The organism is Mesorhizobium huakuii (assembly GCF_014189455.1).
GTDB lineage: Bacteria > Pseudomonadota > Alphaproteobacteria > Rhizobiales > Rhizobiaceae > Mesorhizobium > Mesorhizobium huakuii_A.
Window position 1 is genome coordinate 4,220,439 of sequence record NZ_CP050296.1, and the last position, 18,488, is coordinate 4,238,926.

General features: G+C 62.9%; 17 protein-coding genes and 1 pseudogene. 13 read left to right on the plus strand and 5 right to left on the minus strand.

Features of this window, described 5'->3' with window-relative positions; translation table 11 throughout:
• Positions 1–31: 31 nt before the first annotated feature.
• The 4 genes from HB778_RS20565 to HB778_RS20580 all read right to left on the minus strand — a co-directional run bounded on the left by HB778_RS20565 (position 32) and on the right by HB778_RS20580 (position 4,763).
• Positions 32–937 (minus strand): allantoinase PuuE, encoded by a 906-nt coding sequence (locus HB778_RS20565; RefSeq protein WP_183456480.1) that lies wholly within the window; start codon positions 935–937, stop codon positions 32–34.
• A gap of 49 nt (positions 938–986) precedes the next feature.
• On the minus strand, positions 987–2,054 hold the full coding sequence (locus HB778_RS20570; protein WP_244661542.1) for a pyridoxal phosphate-dependent aminotransferase: 1,068 nt from the start codon (positions 2,052–2,054) through the stop codon (positions 987–989).
• Positions 2,055–2,262: 208 nt separating this feature from the next.
• Entirely contained in the window at positions 2,263–3,825 is a 1,563-nt protein-coding gene (locus tag HB778_RS20575) for a GMC family oxidoreductase (RefSeq protein ID WP_183465159.1), read from the minus strand.
• 149 nt (positions 3,826–3,974) lie between these two features.
• Positions 3,975–4,763, minus strand: a complete 789-nt coding sequence (locus tag HB778_RS20580; RefSeq protein ID WP_244661543.1) for a GntR family transcriptional regulator — start codon at positions 4,761–4,763, stop codon at positions 3,975–3,977.
• Between the two features lie 65 nt (positions 4,764–4,828).
• Here HB778_RS20580 and HB778_RS20585 point away from each other — a divergent pair.
• The 10 genes and pseudogenes from HB778_RS20585 to HB778_RS20630 all read left to right on the plus strand — a co-directional run bounded on the left by HB778_RS20585 (position 4,829) and on the right by HB778_RS20630 (position 14,152).
• A pseudogene (locus HB778_RS20585) lies at positions 4,829–5,664 on the plus strand (alpha/beta fold hydrolase).
• 42 nt (positions 5,665–5,706) lie between these two features.
• Positions 5,707–6,846, plus strand: a complete 1,140-nt coding sequence (locus tag HB778_RS20590; protein ID WP_183456482.1) for an FAD-dependent oxidoreductase — start codon at positions 5,707–5,709, stop codon at positions 6,844–6,846.
• 68 nt (positions 6,847–6,914) lie between these two features.
• Positions 6,915–7,505: an amino acid synthesis family protein gene (locus tag HB778_RS20595; RefSeq protein WP_010914328.1), complete on the plus strand. Its 591-nt coding sequence runs from the start codon at positions 6,915–6,917 to the stop codon at positions 7,503–7,505.
• Between the two features lie 29 nt (positions 7,506–7,534).
• Complete coding sequence (locus tag HB778_RS20600) at positions 7,535–7,993, plus strand: YbhB/YbcL family Raf kinase inhibitor-like protein (RefSeq protein ID WP_183456484.1); 459 nt, start codon at positions 7,535–7,537, stop codon at positions 7,991–7,993.
• 70 nt (positions 7,994–8,063) lie between these two features.
• Positions 8,064–8,786, plus strand: coding sequence for a class II aldolase/adducin family protein (locus HB778_RS20605; RefSeq protein WP_183456486.1), 723 nt, complete (start codon positions 8,064–8,066; stop codon positions 8,784–8,786).
• A gap of 114 nt (positions 8,787–8,900) precedes the next feature.
• Entirely contained in the window at positions 8,901–10,532 is a 1,632-nt protein-coding gene (locus tag HB778_RS20610; RefSeq protein WP_183456488.1) for a GMC family oxidoreductase, read from the plus strand.
• Positions 10,529–11,458 carry a 5-formyl-3-hydroxy-2-methylpyridine 4-carboxylate 5-dehydrogenase gene (gene fhmpcd1 / locus HB778_RS20615; RefSeq protein ID WP_183456490.1) on the plus strand — a complete coding sequence of 310 codons (930 nt, stop codon included), beginning with the start codon at positions 10,529–10,531 and terminating at the stop codon, positions 11,456–11,458. Before HB778_RS20610 ends, fhmpcd1 begins: the two co-directional genes overlap by 4 nt.
• Positions 11,459–11,460: 2 nt before the next feature.
• Positions 11,461–12,294 (plus strand): ABC transporter ATP-binding protein, encoded by an 834-nt coding sequence (locus HB778_RS20620; protein ID WP_183456492.1) that lies wholly within the window; start codon positions 11,461–11,463, stop codon positions 12,292–12,294.
• On the plus strand, positions 12,291–13,106 hold the full coding sequence (locus tag HB778_RS20625) for an ABC transporter permease (protein ID WP_183456494.1): 816 nt from the start codon (positions 12,291–12,293) through the stop codon (positions 13,104–13,106). Before HB778_RS20620 ends, HB778_RS20625 begins: the two co-directional genes overlap by 4 nt.
• Positions 13,107–13,141: 35 nt before the next feature.
• Positions 13,142–14,152, plus strand: coding sequence for an ABC transporter substrate-binding protein (locus tag HB778_RS20630; RefSeq protein ID WP_183456496.1), 1,011 nt, complete (start codon positions 13,142–13,144; stop codon positions 14,150–14,152).
• 37 nt (positions 14,153–14,189) lie between these two features.
• Here the strand turns inward: HB778_RS20630 and HB778_RS20635 are convergent, their stop codons facing one another.
• On the minus strand, positions 14,190–14,615 hold the full coding sequence (locus tag HB778_RS20635; RefSeq protein ID WP_244661544.1) for a hypothetical protein: 426 nt from the start codon (positions 14,613–14,615) through the stop codon (positions 14,190–14,192).
• Between the two features lie 155 nt (positions 14,616–14,770).
• Between HB778_RS20635 and HB778_RS20640 the strand changes: the two genes are divergently transcribed.
• The 3 genes from HB778_RS20640 (at position 14,771) to HB778_RS20650 (ending at position 18,485) form a co-directional block, all read left to right on the plus strand.
• Positions 14,771–15,745, plus strand: coding sequence for a putative B6 ABC transporter substrate-binding protein (locus HB778_RS20640; protein ID WP_244661545.1), 975 nt, complete (start codon positions 14,771–14,773; stop codon positions 15,743–15,745).
• 77 nt (positions 15,746–15,822) lie between these two features.
• A complete protein-coding gene (locus HB778_RS20645) occupies positions 15,823–17,391 on the plus strand; it encodes a putative B6 ABC transporter ATP-binding protein (RefSeq protein WP_183456502.1) in 1,569 nt (522 codons plus the stop codon).
• Positions 17,388–18,485 carry a putative B6 ABC transporter permease subunit 2 gene (locus HB778_RS20650; RefSeq protein WP_183456505.1) on the plus strand — a complete coding sequence of 366 codons (1,098 nt, stop codon included), beginning with the start codon at positions 17,388–17,390 and terminating at the stop codon, positions 18,483–18,485. The genes HB778_RS20645 and HB778_RS20650 overlap by 4 nt, the downstream gene beginning before the upstream one ends.
• Positions 18,486–18,488 lie beyond the last annotated feature (3 nt).

Consider the following 18,488-nt stretch of genomic DNA (forward strand, 5'->3'; position numbering starts at 1 on the left):
TTGCCGGCAGCCAGAGCAGCCGGATGATTCCTCAGCCGCCGAACCGATCCAGCCAATGTTGGGCAAGGTCGGAGCGGCGGCAGATCCAGATGTCCGGATTGGCCTTGATCTTGTCGAGGAAGCGGGCGAGCCCGATCATGCGGCCTGGCCGGGCGGCCAGCCGGCAGTGCAGCGAGACGGTCATCATGCACGGCGTCTTTTCGCCTTCGGCCAGCAGCCAGTCCACGCCATCGCTGACATATTCGAAGAACTGGCTGCCTGTCTCCAGACCGGAGCCGCGCGAGAACCGGCTATCATTGTTGTCGAAACTATGCGGCACAACCAGATGCCGCTTGCCATCGACATCGACAAAATAGGGCAGGTCGTCATTGTAGTCGTCGCAGTCGAACAGGAAACCGCCATGCTCCACCACCAGTCGTCGCGTGTTGAGACTGGGCCGGCCGGTGTACCAGCCGAGCGGGCGAATGCCCGTCAGGCGCTGGACGGTATCTACGGTCAGCGCGATGTGCTGGCGTTCCTCGTCCTCGCTCAGCGGCGCGTAGTCGATCCAGCGCCAGCCATGGCAGACGATGTCGCTGCCAAGGGCGGCGATTGCCTTGCCGGCCGCCGGATTGAGTTCCAGCGCCCTGCCGACGACGTAGAACGTCGGGATGATGTCCTTCTCTTGGAACAGCGAAGCCAGCCGCCAGACGCCGACGCGTGAGCCGTATTCGTAGAGCGATTCCATGTTGCGGTTGCGCAGGCCCGGCACTGCCGGCGACACGGCAAGATCCGACAGGATCGCCTCGGAGACGCCGTCGCCCTCGCCGATGCTGTATTCGGCGCCTTCCTCATAATTGACGACGATGTTGAGTGCCAACTTGGCGCCGCCCGGCCACTCAGCGGCCGGCGGCTTGTCGCCATAGCCGATAAAGTCACGAACAGGCAGGTACGGCATTTCTCAAGTCTCCCCGGGGATTCAGTCGCAAAACATGCGGTCGCCAAAACTATCCGCCGCGCATGTCGATCAGTATGCGCAAAACCCGGTCCATCATCTCTTGTGGACCGACCGTCGCGCGCAGACAGTCCGTGAGGCCGTAACCGCCTAAGCTGCGAACGATGATATCGGCGCCGCGCAAGGTTCTCTCGGCTGCCTCCGCGGCGGCTGCGCTGGAGAAGCCAATCAGCACGAAATTCGTCCGGCTTTCGGGAACATGGTAGCCGGCAGACCGCAGATCATGTGCAAACCGATCGCGGATCACGGCCGTGCGGGCCACCGTTTCGCGCATATAGACCTGGTCCTGCACGGCCGCGACCGCCATTGCGAGGCTCGGTGTCGTGACCTGGTTCGAATTCTGTATCTTGCGCACTTGCGCCCCGACCGAAGGCGCAGACAAGCCCCAGCCGACGCGTGCACCGGCCAGGCCATAGGCTTTGGAGAGGGTGCGCAACACCACGGTGTCGCCGCGCGGGACAAGTGCGAAGATCGGCCCGGGGTCCTGGTCGTCGAATTCACCATAGGCCTGATCGATCACCAGCAGCACGTCCGGCCGCAACGCGGCGCGCAGCCGCAGCAGTTCGCTGTTGCCGATACGGGTGCCGGTCGGATTGCCCGGATTGCAGACGAAAACGATACGCGTTGCTGGCGTGACGGCGGCCAGGATGCTGTCGAGCGAAACGGTGAAATCGTGCTCTTCTGCCTTGACGTAGACCGCACCGACGCGCGCGGCGGCGGATGCGGCGAAATTATACGCATAGGCGGTGCCCAGCACCTCATCGCCCGGTCCGGCAAACGCCGCGACTGTGCAACTGATCAGGTCCATCGAACCGGCTCCGCACAAGATCAGGCTGCGCTCGACCCCATAGGCCTGCGCGAGCGCCTCGCGCAGTGCCGTCCAGTCCGGGTCGGGATAGAGATGGCTGCGGGCAACCGCGTCCTGGCCAGCGGCGACAGCCTTGGGGCTGGGCGGAAAGGCGCTTTCATTCTGAGCAAGGGTTGGCCGGTCATAGCCGCCGAAATTCGCAAGGGCGAAGGCAGACATGGCCTCGATATGAGCGGCTGCTTTCAGGGGCACGGCGCATCCATGGGAATTTGGATGTCGATCATCTCGCGCACCACCTTTTGTCGGACCGGCTCATGGACAAGCTACAATCCGCCAGCATGTGCACAAGCAAAAACTAACCGCGCAATGGCTCCGAAATTCTGGCCCTTGTTGGGATCGTCCGCGCAAGAGCGAAGAATCCTTCGACGAGTGGACTGGTCAAGAATACCAGCCCTTCGGGTCAGGATTGCAGGATTTCCCGGTGCCGTCGGGCGAAGGTCTCGGCGATCGCGAGCACCGCGGCATGAATCGGTCCCGCGGTGAGGTTGGGCATGATCGACGCGTCCACGACAAAAAGATTGTCGAGCGCCTTGAGCCGTAGATTTGCATCGACGACGGCGTCCGGATCCTTACCCATCCTGCAAGTCCCGCAGGGATGATGATGCGTGATGACCGACCGCGCGATGAAGTCGTCCATCTCGGCCGCACTGTTCAGCGTGCCTGGCAGGAGTTCGCGCTCTCGCCAGCCGGCGAGTTCATCGCTATGCCCGATTGTCCGTGCCGCCTCGAGAGCTTGGCGAAACAGCGCACGGTCGCGGCCTGTTTGCAGGTATGCCGGGTCGATGATCAGGGGATCGCCGAGTTCAGGCCCACTTATGCGCACGCTGCCGCGGCTCGTTGGGTGGGTGATGCCGAACAGCAGCGAGTAGGCCGTGCCGGCGGCAGGCGCCTGGAAGCATTCGGACACGATCGGCGCGATGCCGCAGCCAACGACTATTTCTGGCCGCCCGGCAGCTGTGAAGTTATCAGCGCGCATATAGGCCATCGATTCCGAATGTTGGAGGCGCGATGGCGGCACCGGCTTGCGGGCCGCATAAAGGTTGCCGGCGCCAAGCAGGTGGTCCTGAAGGTTTCGACCTATGTCAGGCATATCGATCAGGCAGCCGACGCCCGCGGCATCGAGCACATCGTGCGGACCGATGCCCGAACGCATCAGCAAAGCCGGACTCTCCAGCGCCCCGGCACAAAGGACAACTCGATCCGCAAAGATTTCGACCGAACCCTGTCGCCCCGCGACCTCGAGGCTACGGACCTGGCCACCTTCCAGCTTTAGCCGCCGCACCCGGGATCCCGTAAGGATGGTCAGGTTTTCGCGGCCTCGAACTGCCCCGGTGAGCCAGGCGTCCGCCACCGTAACCCGCTGCCCATCGCGGATGTTCAAGGAGTTAGGGGTGACACCGATCATCTCTCCGCTGTTATGGCCCTCGAGGCGAGGCAGACCCCACGATGCCCCTGCCTCGATGAAGGCACGGGCAACCGGACTGACTTCGTCAGCCGGCAGATGGATCGGCAACGGCCCGCCCTTGCCGTGAATACCGTCGCCACCAAGCGGGTGGTCTTCGATGGCCTGGAAAACCGGCAGCAGTTCATCCCAACCCCATCGGCGATCCCCGGTCGCGTCGACCCAGGCCTGGAAGTCGGAGGGATGACCGCGCATGTAGCCCATCGCGTGCAGGCAGCTCGAGCCGCCGATCAACCGCCCGCGCGCCCAATGATGCACCCGGCCCGCAGTGCCGGCTTGCGGCTGCGTGCGATAGTCCCAATCGTAGCTGCGGCCCTGAAGTGCCGGCCACGCAGCGGGGTTCCAGATGTCCGGATCCGTCGCCTCTTCGCCTGCCTCGATCAGTAGAACGCGACTGTCCGGATCTTCACTCAGTCGCGCTGCAAGCAACGTCCCGGCCGACCCGCCGCCGACGATGACGATATCGCAATTCGGTTTGCGCTCGACATTGGCCCTGGCCATCATCACTCCATCTGCCTTTGGCGGGCCTCGAGAGCCGGCATGTCCGATGCCGACACGGAGAAGGCCCGCGCACGGATCTACGTTCGGCTGATCCGAAACGTCATGAAGGACTTCGAGCCTTCAGACGGAACGACAGTCCATCGAAGAACTCAAATCCCGTTGTCCATGGATATTTTCGCCGCCGCTTTCGCCCTCAGGACGTGCTGTTTCGAGGCTTTGCGGGCGGCCTTCTCGTCGCCGGCGGCGATGGATTCGAAGATCTCCCTCATCTCCGCCAGGCTGCTTTGTGCTCTGCCCTCCAAGGACATCGATCGTCCTCGAAAGAAGCTGATCCGGGCCACAAGACCGCGATGGACTTCCTCCAGGATCGGATTCCCGCAATTCGCGAGTATGATCGAATAGAAATCCGCGGCGGTCATGACCTGCGCCAGGCTGTCATTGCTGGATGCCGCCTCTTCGAATGCGGAAAGGGATTTCTCAAGTTCACGCAACTGCTCAGGCGAAATCCTCAACGCGCATCGTCCCGCCGCCTCGACCTCCAACAGCTCGCGAACCTCGTAGATGGCGGTTGCCACCTCCCACGAAAGTGCCGGTACCGACGGCCCGCGGTTGGGTACGATCTCGATCAGGCGCTCGGCCTCAAGACTGCGCAAAGCCTCCCGTAGCGAGGGGCGGCTGATGCCCAGTTGTGTGCACAGTTGACTTTCGATGAGGCGGCTTCCCGGCTGGAACAGCCCGGAGAAGATCGCGAGCCGTAACTTGTCGACGGTCTCCCGTTGCACGGTCCGAGGCGAAATTCGCAAATTCAAATCTGGGGGCATCGATAACGTCTCATGGGCTTTTGAGTCGCAAGCTGAAGCAGCATACGCCACGCCGTTGAAATTTGACAGCAGGATAGCCTGATTGTCAAATCTGAAGATTGCAAGAATGTCAGACAATCTGCTTGACGCCACCCCGGTCTGTATGATCCTTTTGCAGGAGACGAGCAGCGGAGGCGAGGATCATGGACATGGCGGCGGACACACCTTCCGGCCACATCATCTCGCGACGCATCGACATTGGCCGCATCACCTTGAACGTGCGCGAGAAGGGCAGCGGCCCGTTGATGCTGTTCTTCCACGGCATCACCTCCAACTCCGCCGTCTTCGAGCCGTTGATGGCTCGGCTCTCGGATCGCTTTACGACGATTGCGGTCGACCAGAGGGGGCATGGCCATAGCGACAAGCCGGAAGCCGGCTACGAGGCGAATGACTACGCCGACGACATCGCCGGGCTGATACGCACGCTCGATCGCGGTCCTGCCATCCTCGTCGGACATTCGCTCGGTGCCAGGAATTCGGTCACGGCCGCGCCAAATACCCGGATTTGGTGCGGTCGGTCGTCGCAATCGACTTTACGCCGTACATCGAGACCGAAGCGTTGGACGCGCTGGAAGCGCGGGTGAACGCAGGCAGCCAGCTTTTCGAGGATGTCAGGGCTGTCGAGGCATACCTCGTCGGCCGCTATCCGAATATTCCCGCCGACGCCATCAGGATCAGGGCTGAAAGCGGCTATCAGCCGGTTGACGGCGGCTTGCGTCCATTGGCCTCGCCCGCCGCCATGGCGCAGACCGCCAGGGGCCTGCGAGCGGACCTGGTGCCGGCCTACCGCGACGTGACCAAGCCCGTCCTCATCGTTCGGGGCGAGACGAGCAAATTGGTGTCGGCAGCTGCGCTGGCGAAGACAAGCCGGCTGCGGCCGGATGTGCCTGTCGTTGTCGTTCCGGGCGCCGACCATTACGTCAACGAGGTCTCTCCCGAGATCACGTTGAAAGCCATCACCAACTTCATAGACGCCTGACGGCCAAGCGCCGTCTTCTTCTACGCAGCATCAGGATAGAAAATGGCCAATGTAAACAAAACTCCGGGCAAGACGCGTCGCGCCGAGGTCGCCGGCGGCGGCTTTGCCGGGCTGACGGCCGCCATCGCTCTCAAGCAGAACGGTTGGGACGTCAGGCTGCACGAAAAGAGTTCGGAGCTGCGGGCATTCGGCGCTGGCATCTATCTCTGGCACAATGGCCTTCGCGTGCTCGAAGGACTGGGCGCCCTGGACGATGTTCTCCAGGGTTCGCACACGCCTCCGACCTACGAGACCTGGATGCACAACAAGTCGGTTTCCAAGGAGACGTTCAACGGTCTTCCCTGGCGCATAATGACCCGCAGCCATCTGCACGATGCCCTGGTCAATCAGGCCCGTGCCCTGGGCGTCGACATAAGCGTGAATTCCGAAGCCGTCGCCGCCGATCCGGAGGGACGGCTGACACTCCAGAGCGGCGAGGTCCTCGAAGCCGACCTGATCGTCGGCGCCGATGGCGTTGGCTCCAAGGTCAGGGATTCCATCGGTTTCAAACAGGATCGATGGGTTTCGAAGGATGGTCTCATCCGGCTGATTGTCCCGCGCATGAAGAAAGATCTCGGTCATGGCGAGTGGGACAACACCATCGACATGTGGAACTTCTGGCCGCGTGTCCAGCGCATTCTCTACTCGCCTTGCAATGAGAACGAGCTCTATCTCGGCTTGATGGCTCCGGCCGCCGATCCTCGCGGATCAAGCGTTCCGATCGATCTCGAAGTTTGGGTCGAGATGTTTCCTTTCCTGGAACCCTGCCTGATCGAAGCAGCCAAGCTGAAAACCGCCCGGTACGACAAGTACGAAACGACCAAGCTGGATAGCTGGACAAGAGGCAAGGTCGCCCTCGTGGGAGATGCCGCGCACGCAATGTGCCCGGCTCTTGCCCAGGGCGCTGGTTGCGCGATGGTCAACGCCTTCAGCCTGTCGCAGAACCTGGAGGAAGGCTCTTCGGTTGAGGACGCACTCGTCGCGTGGGAGACGCGCATTCGCCCGATCACGGATCGCTGCCAGGCCCTGTCTGGCGACTATGCGGCGAACCGCTCGCTCTCGAAGGGAAACATGTTCACGCCGGCCGCACTCGAAGCTGCCCGCTACGACCCGCTGCGCCGTGTCTACTCATGGCCGCAGTAGTGTCGGCAAGCCGGCCAACGAATTAATCGGTGCGTGCGGAAACAGCGCGCGCCCTTCAGGAGATAAAGATGAACTATTCCAGTGAAGTCGAAAGAGATTATGATGTCAGGGGATGGTACTCCTCGGTCCAGGAAAGCCGGCATGACGGCGGCACGCCTGGCGAAACCCTCGTCAAAGTCGCGACTGGCGTTGTCATACGCAATCCCTTCGCCGGCAAGTTCGTCGCCGAACTGTCCGATCTGACCAATCCGAGTGCAGCGATCGGTCATGCGCTCGGCGAGAGAGCCGTGGCGCTGCTCGGCAACAGGCCGGTCGAAAGCTATGGCAAGGGCGGCATCGCGGGCACATCAGGCGAACAGGAACATGTCGTCGCTTGCATAACCACGGTGTTCGGAGATCCGCTGCGCCAGCAGGTGGGCGGCGGCAAGGCCTGGATCTCGTCGGTCAGCAAGGTCGCTGTCGCCGGCACGACCATCGATATCCCGCTTGCCCACAAGGACGAGCTTTACATCCGTTCTCACTACGACGCCGTCACCTTTTCCGTGCCGGATGCCCCGCGCCCGGACGAACTTCTGATCTGCGTCGCCGTCGCATCGGGTCCGCGCGTGCACCAGCGCGTCGGCGGCAAATCCGTCGCCGACCTCAAGGCCGGCGTCTAGTTCGATCGAAATTGCTGAAGGACGAATTCATGCCCCTGAACATCAAGGACCTCAAGATTACGTCGGCGGACTTCAAGCCGCTCGGGAAACTGCGCGACGAACATGCGGGCGACAAGGGCAATGTGTTGCCCAGGCTTACCGTCAGTGGCGTCCCGGCCGGTGCGAAGGAGCTCGCGGTCATCTGCCATGATCCGGACGCGCCGCTCGCCAACGGTTTCACGCATTGGGTGGTCTACGGCATCGATCCCTCGACCACCGACCTTTCGGATGCCCAGGAGAAGTTCCGCGTCGGCCCCAACGGCGCCGGCGGCAAGCAATATTACGGGCCTCAGCCGCCCGCTGGTCATGGAGAGCATCACTACTATTTCTGGGTCTATGCCCTCGACACGAAGGTCGAAGGCACGCCCACCCGGGAGGAGTTCCTGCAGAAATATGCCGGCAACATCATCGAGCAGAACCGGATCGTCGGCATCTACGAAAACAAGTGAAATCCGCGGCCCTGGCGACCGACAACAACAACAAGAATGGTCGCCATCGCCGCAATGGGAGAATTTAGGAATGACAGACAACAGCCCCGCGCGCCAGAAGGTCTTCGAAGAGCTGGTTACAGCGACGAAGATCCTGCTGAACGAAGGCATCCTGGATACGTTCGGGCATATCAGCGCCCGTGACCCCGAGGATCCCGAAAGCTTCTTCCTGGCGCAGAAGCTTGCTCCAAGTCTGATAACGGCCGGCGACATGCAGCGTTTCAACCTCGACGGCGAGACCTCGGACAACCGGCCATCCTATCTGGAGCGCTATATCCACAGCGAGATCTACAAGGCACGGCCCGACGTCCAGTGCGTGCTCCACAGCCATTCGCCGGCTGTCCTGCCTTACTGCTTCGTCGACACGCCGCTTCGGCCGGTCACCCATATGGGAGCTTTCATGGGCGAGTCGGTTCCAGTCTATGAGATCCGTGACAAGCACGGCGACGAGACGGATCTCTTCGGCGGTGGCCATGATGTCTGCGCCGATATCGCCGAAAGCCTCGGCGACAGCACCGTGGTCCTCATGGCCCGTCATGGCGTCGTCAATGTCGGCAACTCCGTGCGCGAGGTCGTCTTCCGGGCTTTCTATCTTGAGCAGGAAGCGAAGGCGCTTACGGCCGGCCTGCAGATCGGCAAGATCAAGTATCTATCGCCAGGCGAGGTCAAGACGGCGGGAAAGCTCGTCGGCGCTCAGATCGACCGGGGGTGGAACCACTGGTCGCAGCGTCTGAGAGAGGCTGGCCTGATCTAGTGCCGGTCGCCTTGTGGAATACCTAGGCGGTCCCGGCTCGTGGCGGGATTTCCAGGCCCGGTTTTCAATAGTTCCCTGACGCCACGGCGTCAGACGAAGGCAATGAAACGCACCATGCCGCACGCTGAAAGCTACGATTACATCATTGTTGGGGCCGGATCGGCCGGTTGCGTGCTCGCCAACCGGCTGAGCGCCGACCCTCAATGTTCGGTGCTGTTGCTGGAGGCCGGCGGCTGGGATCGCGATCCCATGATCCATATACCGCTTGGATGGGGTAAGATCCTGACCGAGCGGCGCCATGACTGGATGTATTTCTGCGAGCCGGAAGACAATGTCGGCGGACGCAAGGTCGAGTGCGCGCGCGGCAAGGTTGTCGGCGGATCCTCGTCGACCAACGCCATGGCCTATGTGCGGGGCAATCGCGGGGACTACGATCGTTGGGCAGCCACTGGGCTCAGCGACTGGTCATACGACAAGGTGCTGCCGTACTTCCGCAAGCATGAAAGCTGGGAAGGCGGCGAGAACCAGTTTCGTGGCGGCAAAGGTCCGGTCAGCACCCAGTTCTGCCGCTACAAGGACACGCTGATCGACGCCTTTGCGCAAGCCAGCGTGCAGGCCGGTTACGAGCAGACGAAAGATTATAATGGCGAGCAGCAGGAAGGGTTCGGCCGCCTCCAGATGACGATCTCAAAAGGCCGGCGCGCCTCGACCGCGACAGCCTATCTGCGGCCGGCGCTCAAGCGGCCCAATTTGACCGTCCTGACAGAAGCAAGCGCTACCAAGATCGTGCTGGAGGGTGCGCGCGCCACCGGCGTCACCATCAACCATCGCGGCGGCGAACGCACGGTCGTTGCCCGTAAGGAAGTGCTGCTTTCCGGCGGCGTGATCAACACGCCGCAACTCATGATGCTGTCGGGCATAGGGGCGCAGGATGAGCTTGCCGCCCACGGCATCCAGACGCGGGTCAACCTGCCGGCGGTCGGCAAGAACCTGCAGGATCACGTCTCGGTCATCCTCATGTACCGGCGCCGGGCCCCGGGCGGCCCGTTCCTGCGCAACATGCGTGCCGATCGGATCGGGCTCGATTTCGTCAAGACCTACCTGACGGGACGCGGTTTTTCCGGCGATGTGCCCGGCGGCGTCGTCGCCTTCCTGAAGAGCGGCCCGGCGAGGCCGTTGCCGGATGTGCAGCTGCTCTTCACGGCGGCGCCGCTCGCCGCATGGCCATATTTCAAGCCGTTCAAGGCGCCGTTTGCGGACGGCTTCGCAACGCGCATCGTGGCGACGCAGCCTGAGAGCCGGGGAGCAGTAAAACTGGCCTCGGCCGATCCTTCCGCCGCGCCGCTGATCCACCAGAATTTCCTCGCCTCGCCGAAGGATTGGGAATCGCTGCGGGCCGGCTTCCGAGTGGCGCGGGATCTCGCGTCGCAGCCCTCCATGCAGCCCTTCATCGAGGCGGAGTTTTTTCCCGGCCCGAAGTGCCAGAGCGACGACGAGATCGACGAGCATATCCGCAAGACCTCCATCACCGTGCATCATCCGGCCGGGACCTGCCGGATGGGGGCCGATGCGGCCTCGGTCGTTGACCCGCAATTGCGCGTTCGCGGTGTCCAGGGCCTCAGAGTGGTGGACGCTTCCGTCATGCCCGACCTGGTCTGCGGAAACATCAATGCGGCAGTGATCATGATTGCCGAGAAAGCCGCCCACCTGATCGCGAGCTCGAAAGAAAGCGGGGCAGTGCAATGATCCGAAATATCGCCATCATCGGTATGGGCACGATGGGGCCGGGCATGGCCGCCCGGCTCGCCAGAGGCGGCCTGCAGGTGGCCGCCTACGATGTCGCCCCGGCAGCGATCGAGCGCGCGCGATCCATGTTGGGCGTGGCCGAGGGCGTTCTCGACGCCTTGGGTATCGCGCCGCCATCGGCCGGCGTTGGAACGGTTCGCTTCACCGATGATATCGGCGGCGCGGTATCCGGTGCCGACCTCGTCATCGAGAACGTTCCTGAAAACATTTCGGTCAAGGCCGACGTCTATCGCACGATCGACGGCCTGATAGGCTCGGACACGATCGTCGCATCCGACACATCCGGTATCCCGATCACCAAGCTGCAGGCGCATATCTCGCATCCCGAGCGGATGGTCGGCATGCACTGGTCGAACCCGCCGCACATCATCCCGATGATCGAGGTGATCGCCGGCGAGAAGACAGCGCCGCAAACCGTGGCCACGATCCGCGACCTGATCCGCTCGATCGGCTTGCTGCCGGTGGTGGTGAAGAAGGATGTTCCGGGCTTCGTCGAGAACCGCGTGCTCTATGCGCTGCTGCGCGAGGCGGTCGACCTTGTCGAACGCGGCGTCATCGATCCGGAGGATCTCGACACCTGTGTGTCGTGGGGCATCGGCTACAAGATCGCCGTCATCGGACCGATGGCGCTGCTCGATATGGCCGGCCTCGATATCTACAAGTCCGTCTCCTCCTTCCTCAACGCGGATCTCTCCAATCGCGACGATGTCGCGCCCATGGTGCTGGAAAAGACCAACGCGTCGAAGCTCGGCATCAAGTCGGGCGAGGGCATGTTCTCCTATACGCCCGAGCAGACCAAGGCGCTGCAAGGCGAACGGGCGCGCAAACTGGTCGCGGTGCGGCGCATCCTGGAGGGCCGGGAGTAGCCATGCGCATGGAACCCATTCGAGCAGCAGGCGGTCGGCCAGCTCATATCCGCCACGATGACGACCTGATCTCCGCCAAGGGTGTTTCGGTGGTCATGGCCAGCCAGCTGGTTCTGCAGAACATCGATCTGTCGATCCCGAAAGGGTCGTTTGTCTCCCTTATCGGTCCTTCCGGTTGCGGCAAGAGCACCTTGCTCAAGGTTCTGGCCGGGCTTGTGAATCCGACGAGCGGCAGCGTTTCGATCGCCGGGCTTCGGCCGGTCGAGGCGGCGCGCAAGCGCATGATCGGCCTCGTCTTTCAGGACGCCAATTTGCTTCCCTGGAAGAATGCCGTCGACAACGCATCGATGCTGCTTGGCATCGCCGACAGATCGCTCTCGCGCGCCGATTTGCGGGCACGCGGGCAGGAGATGCTGGAACTGGTGGGGTTGGGCGACAGCGCCCACAAACGCCCCAATGAATTGTCCGGCGGCATGCGCCAGCGCGTCGCCATCGCGCGGGCCCTGGCGCTCGATCCGGCGGTGCTGCTGATGGACGAGCCATTCGGCGCGCTCGACGCCATTACCCGCGATTCGATGGGACAGTCGCTGCTGGAGATCTGGCAGCGCACCGGCAAGACCATCGTGCTCGTCACCCATTCCATAGACGAAGCCATCCACCTGTCGCGCCATGTCCACGTAATGGGGATCAAGCCTGGGCGGATCACCGAGAGCCTCGACATTGGTCTGCCCTATCCGCGCGATCTGTCGGTGACGGAAGATCCGGAATTCGTCGGGCTGGTGGTTCAACTGCGGGTGATGCTGCGCGCCAGCCATCAGCCGGGAGGCACCTCGTGAGCGATCAACCCATCACCAATCTCTCCGAGCCGCGGCTTGCCTCCAACTGGGCAGCGGCGACTGGCAGCTGGCTGCCGGCAGTCATTCTTCTACTGGCGACGATCATCGTGTGGGAAGCCGTGGTACGGATTTTCGCCATCTCCGCCTTCATCATTCCCGCCCCGTCCGAGATCGCGCAATCGCTGGTCGCGCAATGGCCAACGCTGATGCAGGCGAGCCTGGTGACGGCGGGCGAAATCCTGTTCGGATTCCTTGTCTCTGTCGTGGTCGGCATTGCCATTGCGCTGATCATCGTGCGCTTCGACTGGCTGGGGCGAGCGCTCTATCCGCTGGTGGTGCTGTTCCAGAACGTGCCAAAGGTGGCACTGGCGCCGATCTTCATCCTCTGGTTCGGCTACGGGCTCGCGCCCAAGATCGGCCTGATCCTGGTCATCGCCTTCTTCCCGGTGACCTTGTCGATGCTGGCGGGCATGCAGTCGGTCGATCGCTCGCTGCTATCGCTGATGAATTCGGTCGGCGCCAGCCCGACGCAGATCCTGTTCAAGATCCGTGTTCCGCATTCGCTGCCCAACCTGATGGCCGGAACCAAGATCGCCGCGACGCTCAGCGTCATCGGCGCCATCGTCGGCGAATTCGCCGGCGCCTCGGATGGGCTCGGCTACGTCATCCAGTTCGCCTCGACCCAGCTCGACACCGCGCTGGTCTTCGCGGCCCTGCTCCTCGTTTCGGTGCTGGGCATCGCCTTCTATTACGCAGCCGAAATTCTCGAACGCATCGTGGTGCCGTGGGCGCCGAAATTCAGCCAGTCCTAGGCCCGCTCAATCAACCAACCAAAAAGGGAACAAAAATGCTCAGACGCTCACTTATCAAGGCAGTTGCCGTTGCAGCGGCCGTCGGTGCGCTTGGCTTCTCCGGCGCAGCACTGGCGGCGGACAAGGTCAGCGTCCAGCTCGACTGGGTGGTGCGCGGCAACCACGCCATGTTCTTCGTCGGCAAGGAGAAGGGCTTCTTCGCCAGGAACGACATCGACGTCGCCGAGATCCGCAAGGGGTCCGGCTCGCCGGACGCCATGCGGCTGGTGGGCAATGAAAACGCGGATTTCGGTTTCGGCGATCTTCCCACGCTCGCCGTCGCCCGGTCGCAGAATGTTCCCGTCGTGGCGCTGGCCGCTGTCAACCAGCACTCGCCGCTGGCGATCATCTCGCTGGCCAAGACGCTGAAGCTCACCAAGCCGGCGGATCTCAAGGGTCTTACCATCGGCATTCATCCGGCCGGTTCGACCTATATCTTCTTCAAGGGCTTCCTGGCGGCCAATGGTCTGACGGAGAAGGACATGACGCTGAACAGCGTCTCGCCGCCCTATGAAAGCTATCTGCTTCTGGGCCGTGTCCAGACGGTGGTCGGATATGTCGATGCCGAGGTTCCCGAGCTGGAGGCCAAGGCCGGCGGTCCCGGCTCGCTCAGCATCATGATGGGCTCGGACCATGGCTGGAAGGCCTATGGCTCCGGACTGTTCACCTCGCAGACGATGATCAAGGACAAGCCGGATGTCGTCGCCCGCTTCGTCAAGGCGTACAGGGAAGCTTTTGACTATGTCGTGGCGCACCCCGAAGAGGCCGCCGAGATCACCGCGAAGGCCGCACCCGGTTACGCCGACAAGAAGGATGTGCTGCTGGCGCAGATCAACGCCGACATCGCGTCGACCTTCACTAGCCCGGACACCAAGGAACACGGCCTCGGCTGGATGACGAAGACGCAGTGGGAGGAAACGCTGAAGACGCTCACCGATCAAGGCGTGCTCAAGACGGCTCTCTCGGCGGACGACGTCTTCAACGACACGTTCCTGGCAAAGAAATAGGAGGCGCGCGGTGTTGGGCGGACAAGTCGATGAGCGCCTACCGGCAGACCAGGCTGTCTTGCCCCATGGCGCAGGACACGGCGCGTCCGCCTTTCGCAGCGTCGGTGCGGTCGAGCGCTATCTGCACGCGTGTGGCATATGCGCGGCCAGCCAGGCCGCACCACAGCCGCTCGATGGGCAGGTTCTCGCGCTTGTCGTTGAGGATCGTGAACGTGCCCGTCTTGGGGTCGAACCAGAGCTCGATGCGGGCGCTCTTGCCCGGCTCGACCGTCGCGATCCCGGCCGAATACCAGTGGGCGAAGTCCGCATTGCAGGACAGCCCTTCAGTGCCCGCATTCGAAATCGTCAACGGCACCATGGCGAGGCCGTCGGTGCCCTTGCGGACGATGACATGGTGCAACTCAACCGCGTTGGCGAAGGATGTGAACGCCAGCATCACCGGAAGGACATAACGAATCTTCACTTTGCCCGATCTCCATGGGTAGATTTTCATCGGGCAGTCTATCTCGCTTATGCGCAATAACAATAAGAATATTGATTGGAAAATCAAACAGAGAGGGTAATATGTTAAAGATTCTTAAGAGCAGCGTAAGTGCAGTTGTACTGAGCAGTGTCTTGTTGGGAAGCGCGCTTGCCGGCGAAGTCAAGTCGATCGCCATCCTGACACCTGAAGAAGGCACCGACTACGGCTGGAACCAGCAAGGCATCGACGCCGCCAAGGCGGCGGGCAAGGCCGCCGGCGTCGAGGTGGTCGTGGCCCAGGGGCTCGGCTATGGCGACGTTCGCCCGACCTTGCGCGAACTTGCATCCGACGGCGCCAGCCTGCTGATCGCCCACGCCAGCGGTTACAACACGTCCGCGCCTGAAATCGCCAAGGAATTGAAGGTTCCGGTGGCGATCGTCGATACGCCGAACGGCCTGGAGAAGGGCCTCGTTGCAGACTACACGCTGAGCGGCCACCAGGGCGCCTATCTCGCCGGCCGTCTCGCCGCCAAGATGTCGCGTTCCAAGTCGGTCGGCATCGTCGTCTCGGGCGAACCGCCATCGTGGAATTCGCAGTCGGCGGCGTTCGCGCAAGGCGTGAAGGCGGAAAACCCGGACGTCAAGATCACCTATGCGGTGATCGGACCCGCCGCCTACAGCGATGCGGCCGGCGGCAAGCGCGTCACCGAAAGCGTGATCGCGTCGGGCGCCGACATCATCTTCGGCCAGGGCAACGGTTCGAGTTTCGGCATGCTGCAGGCGGTCGAGACGACCAAGGCAGCGGATGGCGGCAAGGTCTATTTCATCGATGTCATTGGCGACAAGTCGCCGATCGACAAGGGCTTCCTGCTGTCGTCGGTTGTGTGGAATATCGAGCCGGTCTATGCGGCGATGATCGCCGACCTGAAGGCCGACACGTTCGGCACCAAGCACTATACGATCGGCCTCAAGGACGACTCGGTGAAGCTGCTGAAAACCGCGGCCATTCCGGACAATGTCTGGACGGAAATCCAGGCGCTGCGCGAAGACGTCATTTCCGGCAAGATCAAGGTCGATCCGGTCTATGACGCCGCCGCCGTCCGGGCGCTGATGACCAGCGTCGCCCAGTAAGGCGATCAAGGTCGGCTGCCGGAGGGGTGATCCGTTCACCTCTCCGGCCGATTACCATTTTTTGGTGTTGGGCTTTCATGAGCAGTTCTTCTTCATCGTCCGTTGCCGGGCGCGACATCGTCGGGCTTGAAGGCGTGACCAAACGCTTTCCCGGCATCGTTGCCAATGACAGCATCGACCTGTCGATCCGTCCCGGCGAGGTGCATGTGCTGCTCGGTGAGAACGGTGCCGGAAAATCGACATTGATCGGCATGCTGTCGGGACTGCAGCAGCCGGACGAAGGGCGCATACTGGTCGACGGCAAACCGACCCCGATCACTTCGCCGCGCCATGCGCTGGCGCTGGGCATCGGTACCGTCTTCCAGCACATGATGCTGGTGCCGACGCTGACGGTGGCGGAAAACCTGTTGCTTGGCGGACCCTGGTGGCAACGTCCCAGGACCGAGGAGCTTGAGACGCGCGTCGCCGAGATCACCCGCAGTCTCGGCATCACGGTGAAGCTGCACGCCAAGGTGTCGGAGCTTTCGCTCGGCGAGCAGCAGCAGGTCGAAATCCTGCGCGCCATGGTGCGCAACAGCCGGCTGCTGATCCTCGACGAGTCCACCTCGATGCTGACGCCGAAAGGCATTGACGAACTGGGCGCGCTGATGCGCCGCCTTGTCGAGCAGGGCCTGGCGATCGTCTTCATCACCCACAAGCTCAAGGAAGCGGCGGCCTTCGGCGACCGCATCTCGGTGTTGAAGCTCGGTCGCAAGGTCGGCGAGATTCCACCCGAGCGGTTTCGAGCGCTGGGCGAACAGGCGATCATCTCCGAGATCGTGGAATTGATGTTCGGCAAGCAGAAGGACGATCCGGAAGCGGTCGAGCGCCCGGTCCGTACAGTCCGCACGGATGCCGCTCCGCTGCTTCAGGTCGCGGACCTCGCGGTCGCGCCGACTGGCAATGCGCCCGGCCTGTCGTCGATCTCCTTCGACATCCGCCCGGGCGAAATCCTCGGCATCGCCGGCATTGACGGCAACGGCCAGAAGCAGCTGGCGGAAGCGCTGGCTGGCCAGCGCGCCGCGACCAGCGGTTCGGTGCGGCTGGAGGGCACCGCCATCGAGGCGCTGAGCGTCGGCGAACGCCGTCGGTGCGGTCTGCGCTACCTGACCGACGACCGGCTGGGCGAAGGCACTGTCGGCACCTTCCCGGTCTCGATCAACTTCTTCCTCAAGCAGGTTGGCGCTGCGCCCCTCTGGCGCGGCGGCGTCGAGCAGCGCAGCGAGATCGACAAGCGTGCCGCTGAGCTCGTGCGCGAATATGATGTGCGCACGCCAAGCCTGAAGACGCCGGTCGCCCGGCTGTCCGGCGGCAACATCCAGAAGGTACTTCTGGCACGCGAACTGGCAGAGGGCGCCAAGGTGGTGATCTTCAACAAGCCGACCTATGGGCTCGATCTCGCCAACACATTGGCGTCGCGCCAGCGCATCCGCGATACGGCGGCCCGCGGCCTTGCCGTGCTCTTGATCTCCACCGACCTCGAGGAGTTGCTGAGCATGTGCGACCGCGTCGCCGTCATCGCCAACGGAGCGCTGGTCGGCACCGTCGAGAACACCGACGACGCCCGCACCAGGATCGGCCGCCTGATGATCGGACTTGCCGCATGAGCATCGACACCGCACCCACGGCCAGTGCCACCGCACTTGACGCGACGAGCGGGACGGCGACGCGTCGCGACATCCTGCATCGGTTGCTGATGACGCTCGGCCCGATCCTCATCGCTCTCGTCATCGCCGGCTGCATCCTGCTTGCCGTCGGCGTCGACCCGCTCGCCTATTACGGCTTCGTGCTGGAGAAAGGACTGTTCTCGCCGCTCGGTATCCAGCAGACGCTGACGCGGATGGCGCCGCTGCTGTTTCTTGCCGCCGGCTTGATCGTGGCCTTTCGCGCCGGCATGTGGAATCTCGGCGGCGACGGCCAGTTCCTGCTTGGCGCAGTAACGGCGGCCGCCAGCGCTCCGGTGTTGGTGGAGATCATGCCGTCCTGGCTGGCGCTGTTCTGCGCGTTCCTCATCGCCATGGCGGTGGCGATGATCTGGTCGCTGGTGCCGGCTCTGCTGCGTGCCTATCAGGGCGTCAACGAGATCATCACCACGCTGATGATGACGTTCCTCGGCACCTCGCTTGCCAATGTGCTGGTCAAGCTGGTGTTTCGCGATCCCAGCACGACCGTGCCGCAGACCCGCACGCTGCCGGTGGAAGACCGCCTGCCGCGCTTGTTCGAAACGACCATCACCAGCGGCCTGCTGCTTGGACTGGCGGCAATCATCATCGTGCATCTGGTGATGACGCGCACGGCGTTCGGGCTGAAGCTGAGGATCGTCGGCGCCAATCCGCGCGCGGCGGTCCATGCGGGGCTGGGCGTGCCCGGCCTCACCATCGCGGTCTTTGCCATTTCGGCGGGGCTCGCCGGCCTGGCCGGCGCCGTCGACATCATCGGCGTCCAGGGCAATGTCCGCGCCGACTGGAATCCCGCCTATGGGCTTGCCGTCATTCCGGCGGTGTTTCTCGCCCGCATGAATGGCTTTGCAGCCATCGGTTTCGTGTTCCTGCTCTCGGTGCTGTCGATCGGCGGCGAGAGCGCGGCGCGGCGGCTCGGCGTGCCCAACCATTTTACGCTGGTGCTGGTTTCCATCGTGCTGATCGTGCTCGCGCTCGCCGAATATTTCGATCATCGATACAACCAGTCGCGGAGGGCTTGAAGC

Bases quoted from the DNA above. Each gene is read 5' to 3' on its own strand.
- HB778_RS20565 (WP_183456480.1), bottom strand. From the start codon at position 937: ATGCCGTACCTGCCTGTTCGTGACTTTATCGGCTATGGCGACAAGCCG.
- HB778_RS20575 (WP_183465159.1), bottom strand. From the start codon at position 3,825: ATGGCCAGGGCCAATGTCGAGCGCAAACCGAATTGCGATATCGTCATC.
- HB778_RS20590 (WP_183456482.1), top strand. From the start codon at position 5,707: ATGGCCAATGTAAACAAAACTCCGGGCAAGACGCGTCGCGCCGAGGTC.
- HB778_RS20595 (WP_010914328.1), top strand. From the start codon at position 6,915: ATGAACTATTCCAGTGAAGTCGAAAGAGATTATGATGTCAGGGGATGG.
- HB778_RS20600 (WP_183456484.1), top strand. From the start codon at position 7,535: ATGCCCCTGAACATCAAGGACCTCAAGATTACGTCGGCGGACTTCAAG.
- HB778_RS20605 (WP_183456486.1), top strand. From the start codon at position 8,064: ATGACAGACAACAGCCCCGCGCGCCAGAAGGTCTTCGAAGAGCTGGTT.
- HB778_RS20610 (WP_183456488.1), top strand. From the start codon at position 8,901: ATGCCGCACGCTGAAAGCTACGATTACATCATTGTTGGGGCCGGATCG.
- fhmpcd1 (WP_183456490.1), top strand. From the start codon at position 10,529: ATGATCCGAAATATCGCCATCATCGGTATGGGCACGATGGGGCCGGGC.
- HB778_RS20620 (WP_183456492.1), top strand. From the start codon at position 11,461: ATGCGCATGGAACCCATTCGAGCAGCAGGCGGTCGGCCAGCTCATATC.
- HB778_RS20630 (WP_183456496.1), top strand. From the start codon at position 13,142: ATGCTCAGACGCTCACTTATCAAGGCAGTTGCCGTTGCAGCGGCCGTC.
- HB778_RS20645 (WP_183456502.1), top strand. From the start codon at position 15,823: ATGAGCAGTTCTTCTTCATCGTCCGTTGCCGGGCGCGACATCGTCGGG.
- HB778_RS20650 (WP_183456505.1), top strand. From the start codon at position 17,388: ATGAGCATCGACACCGCACCCACGGCCAGTGCCACCGCACTTGACGCG.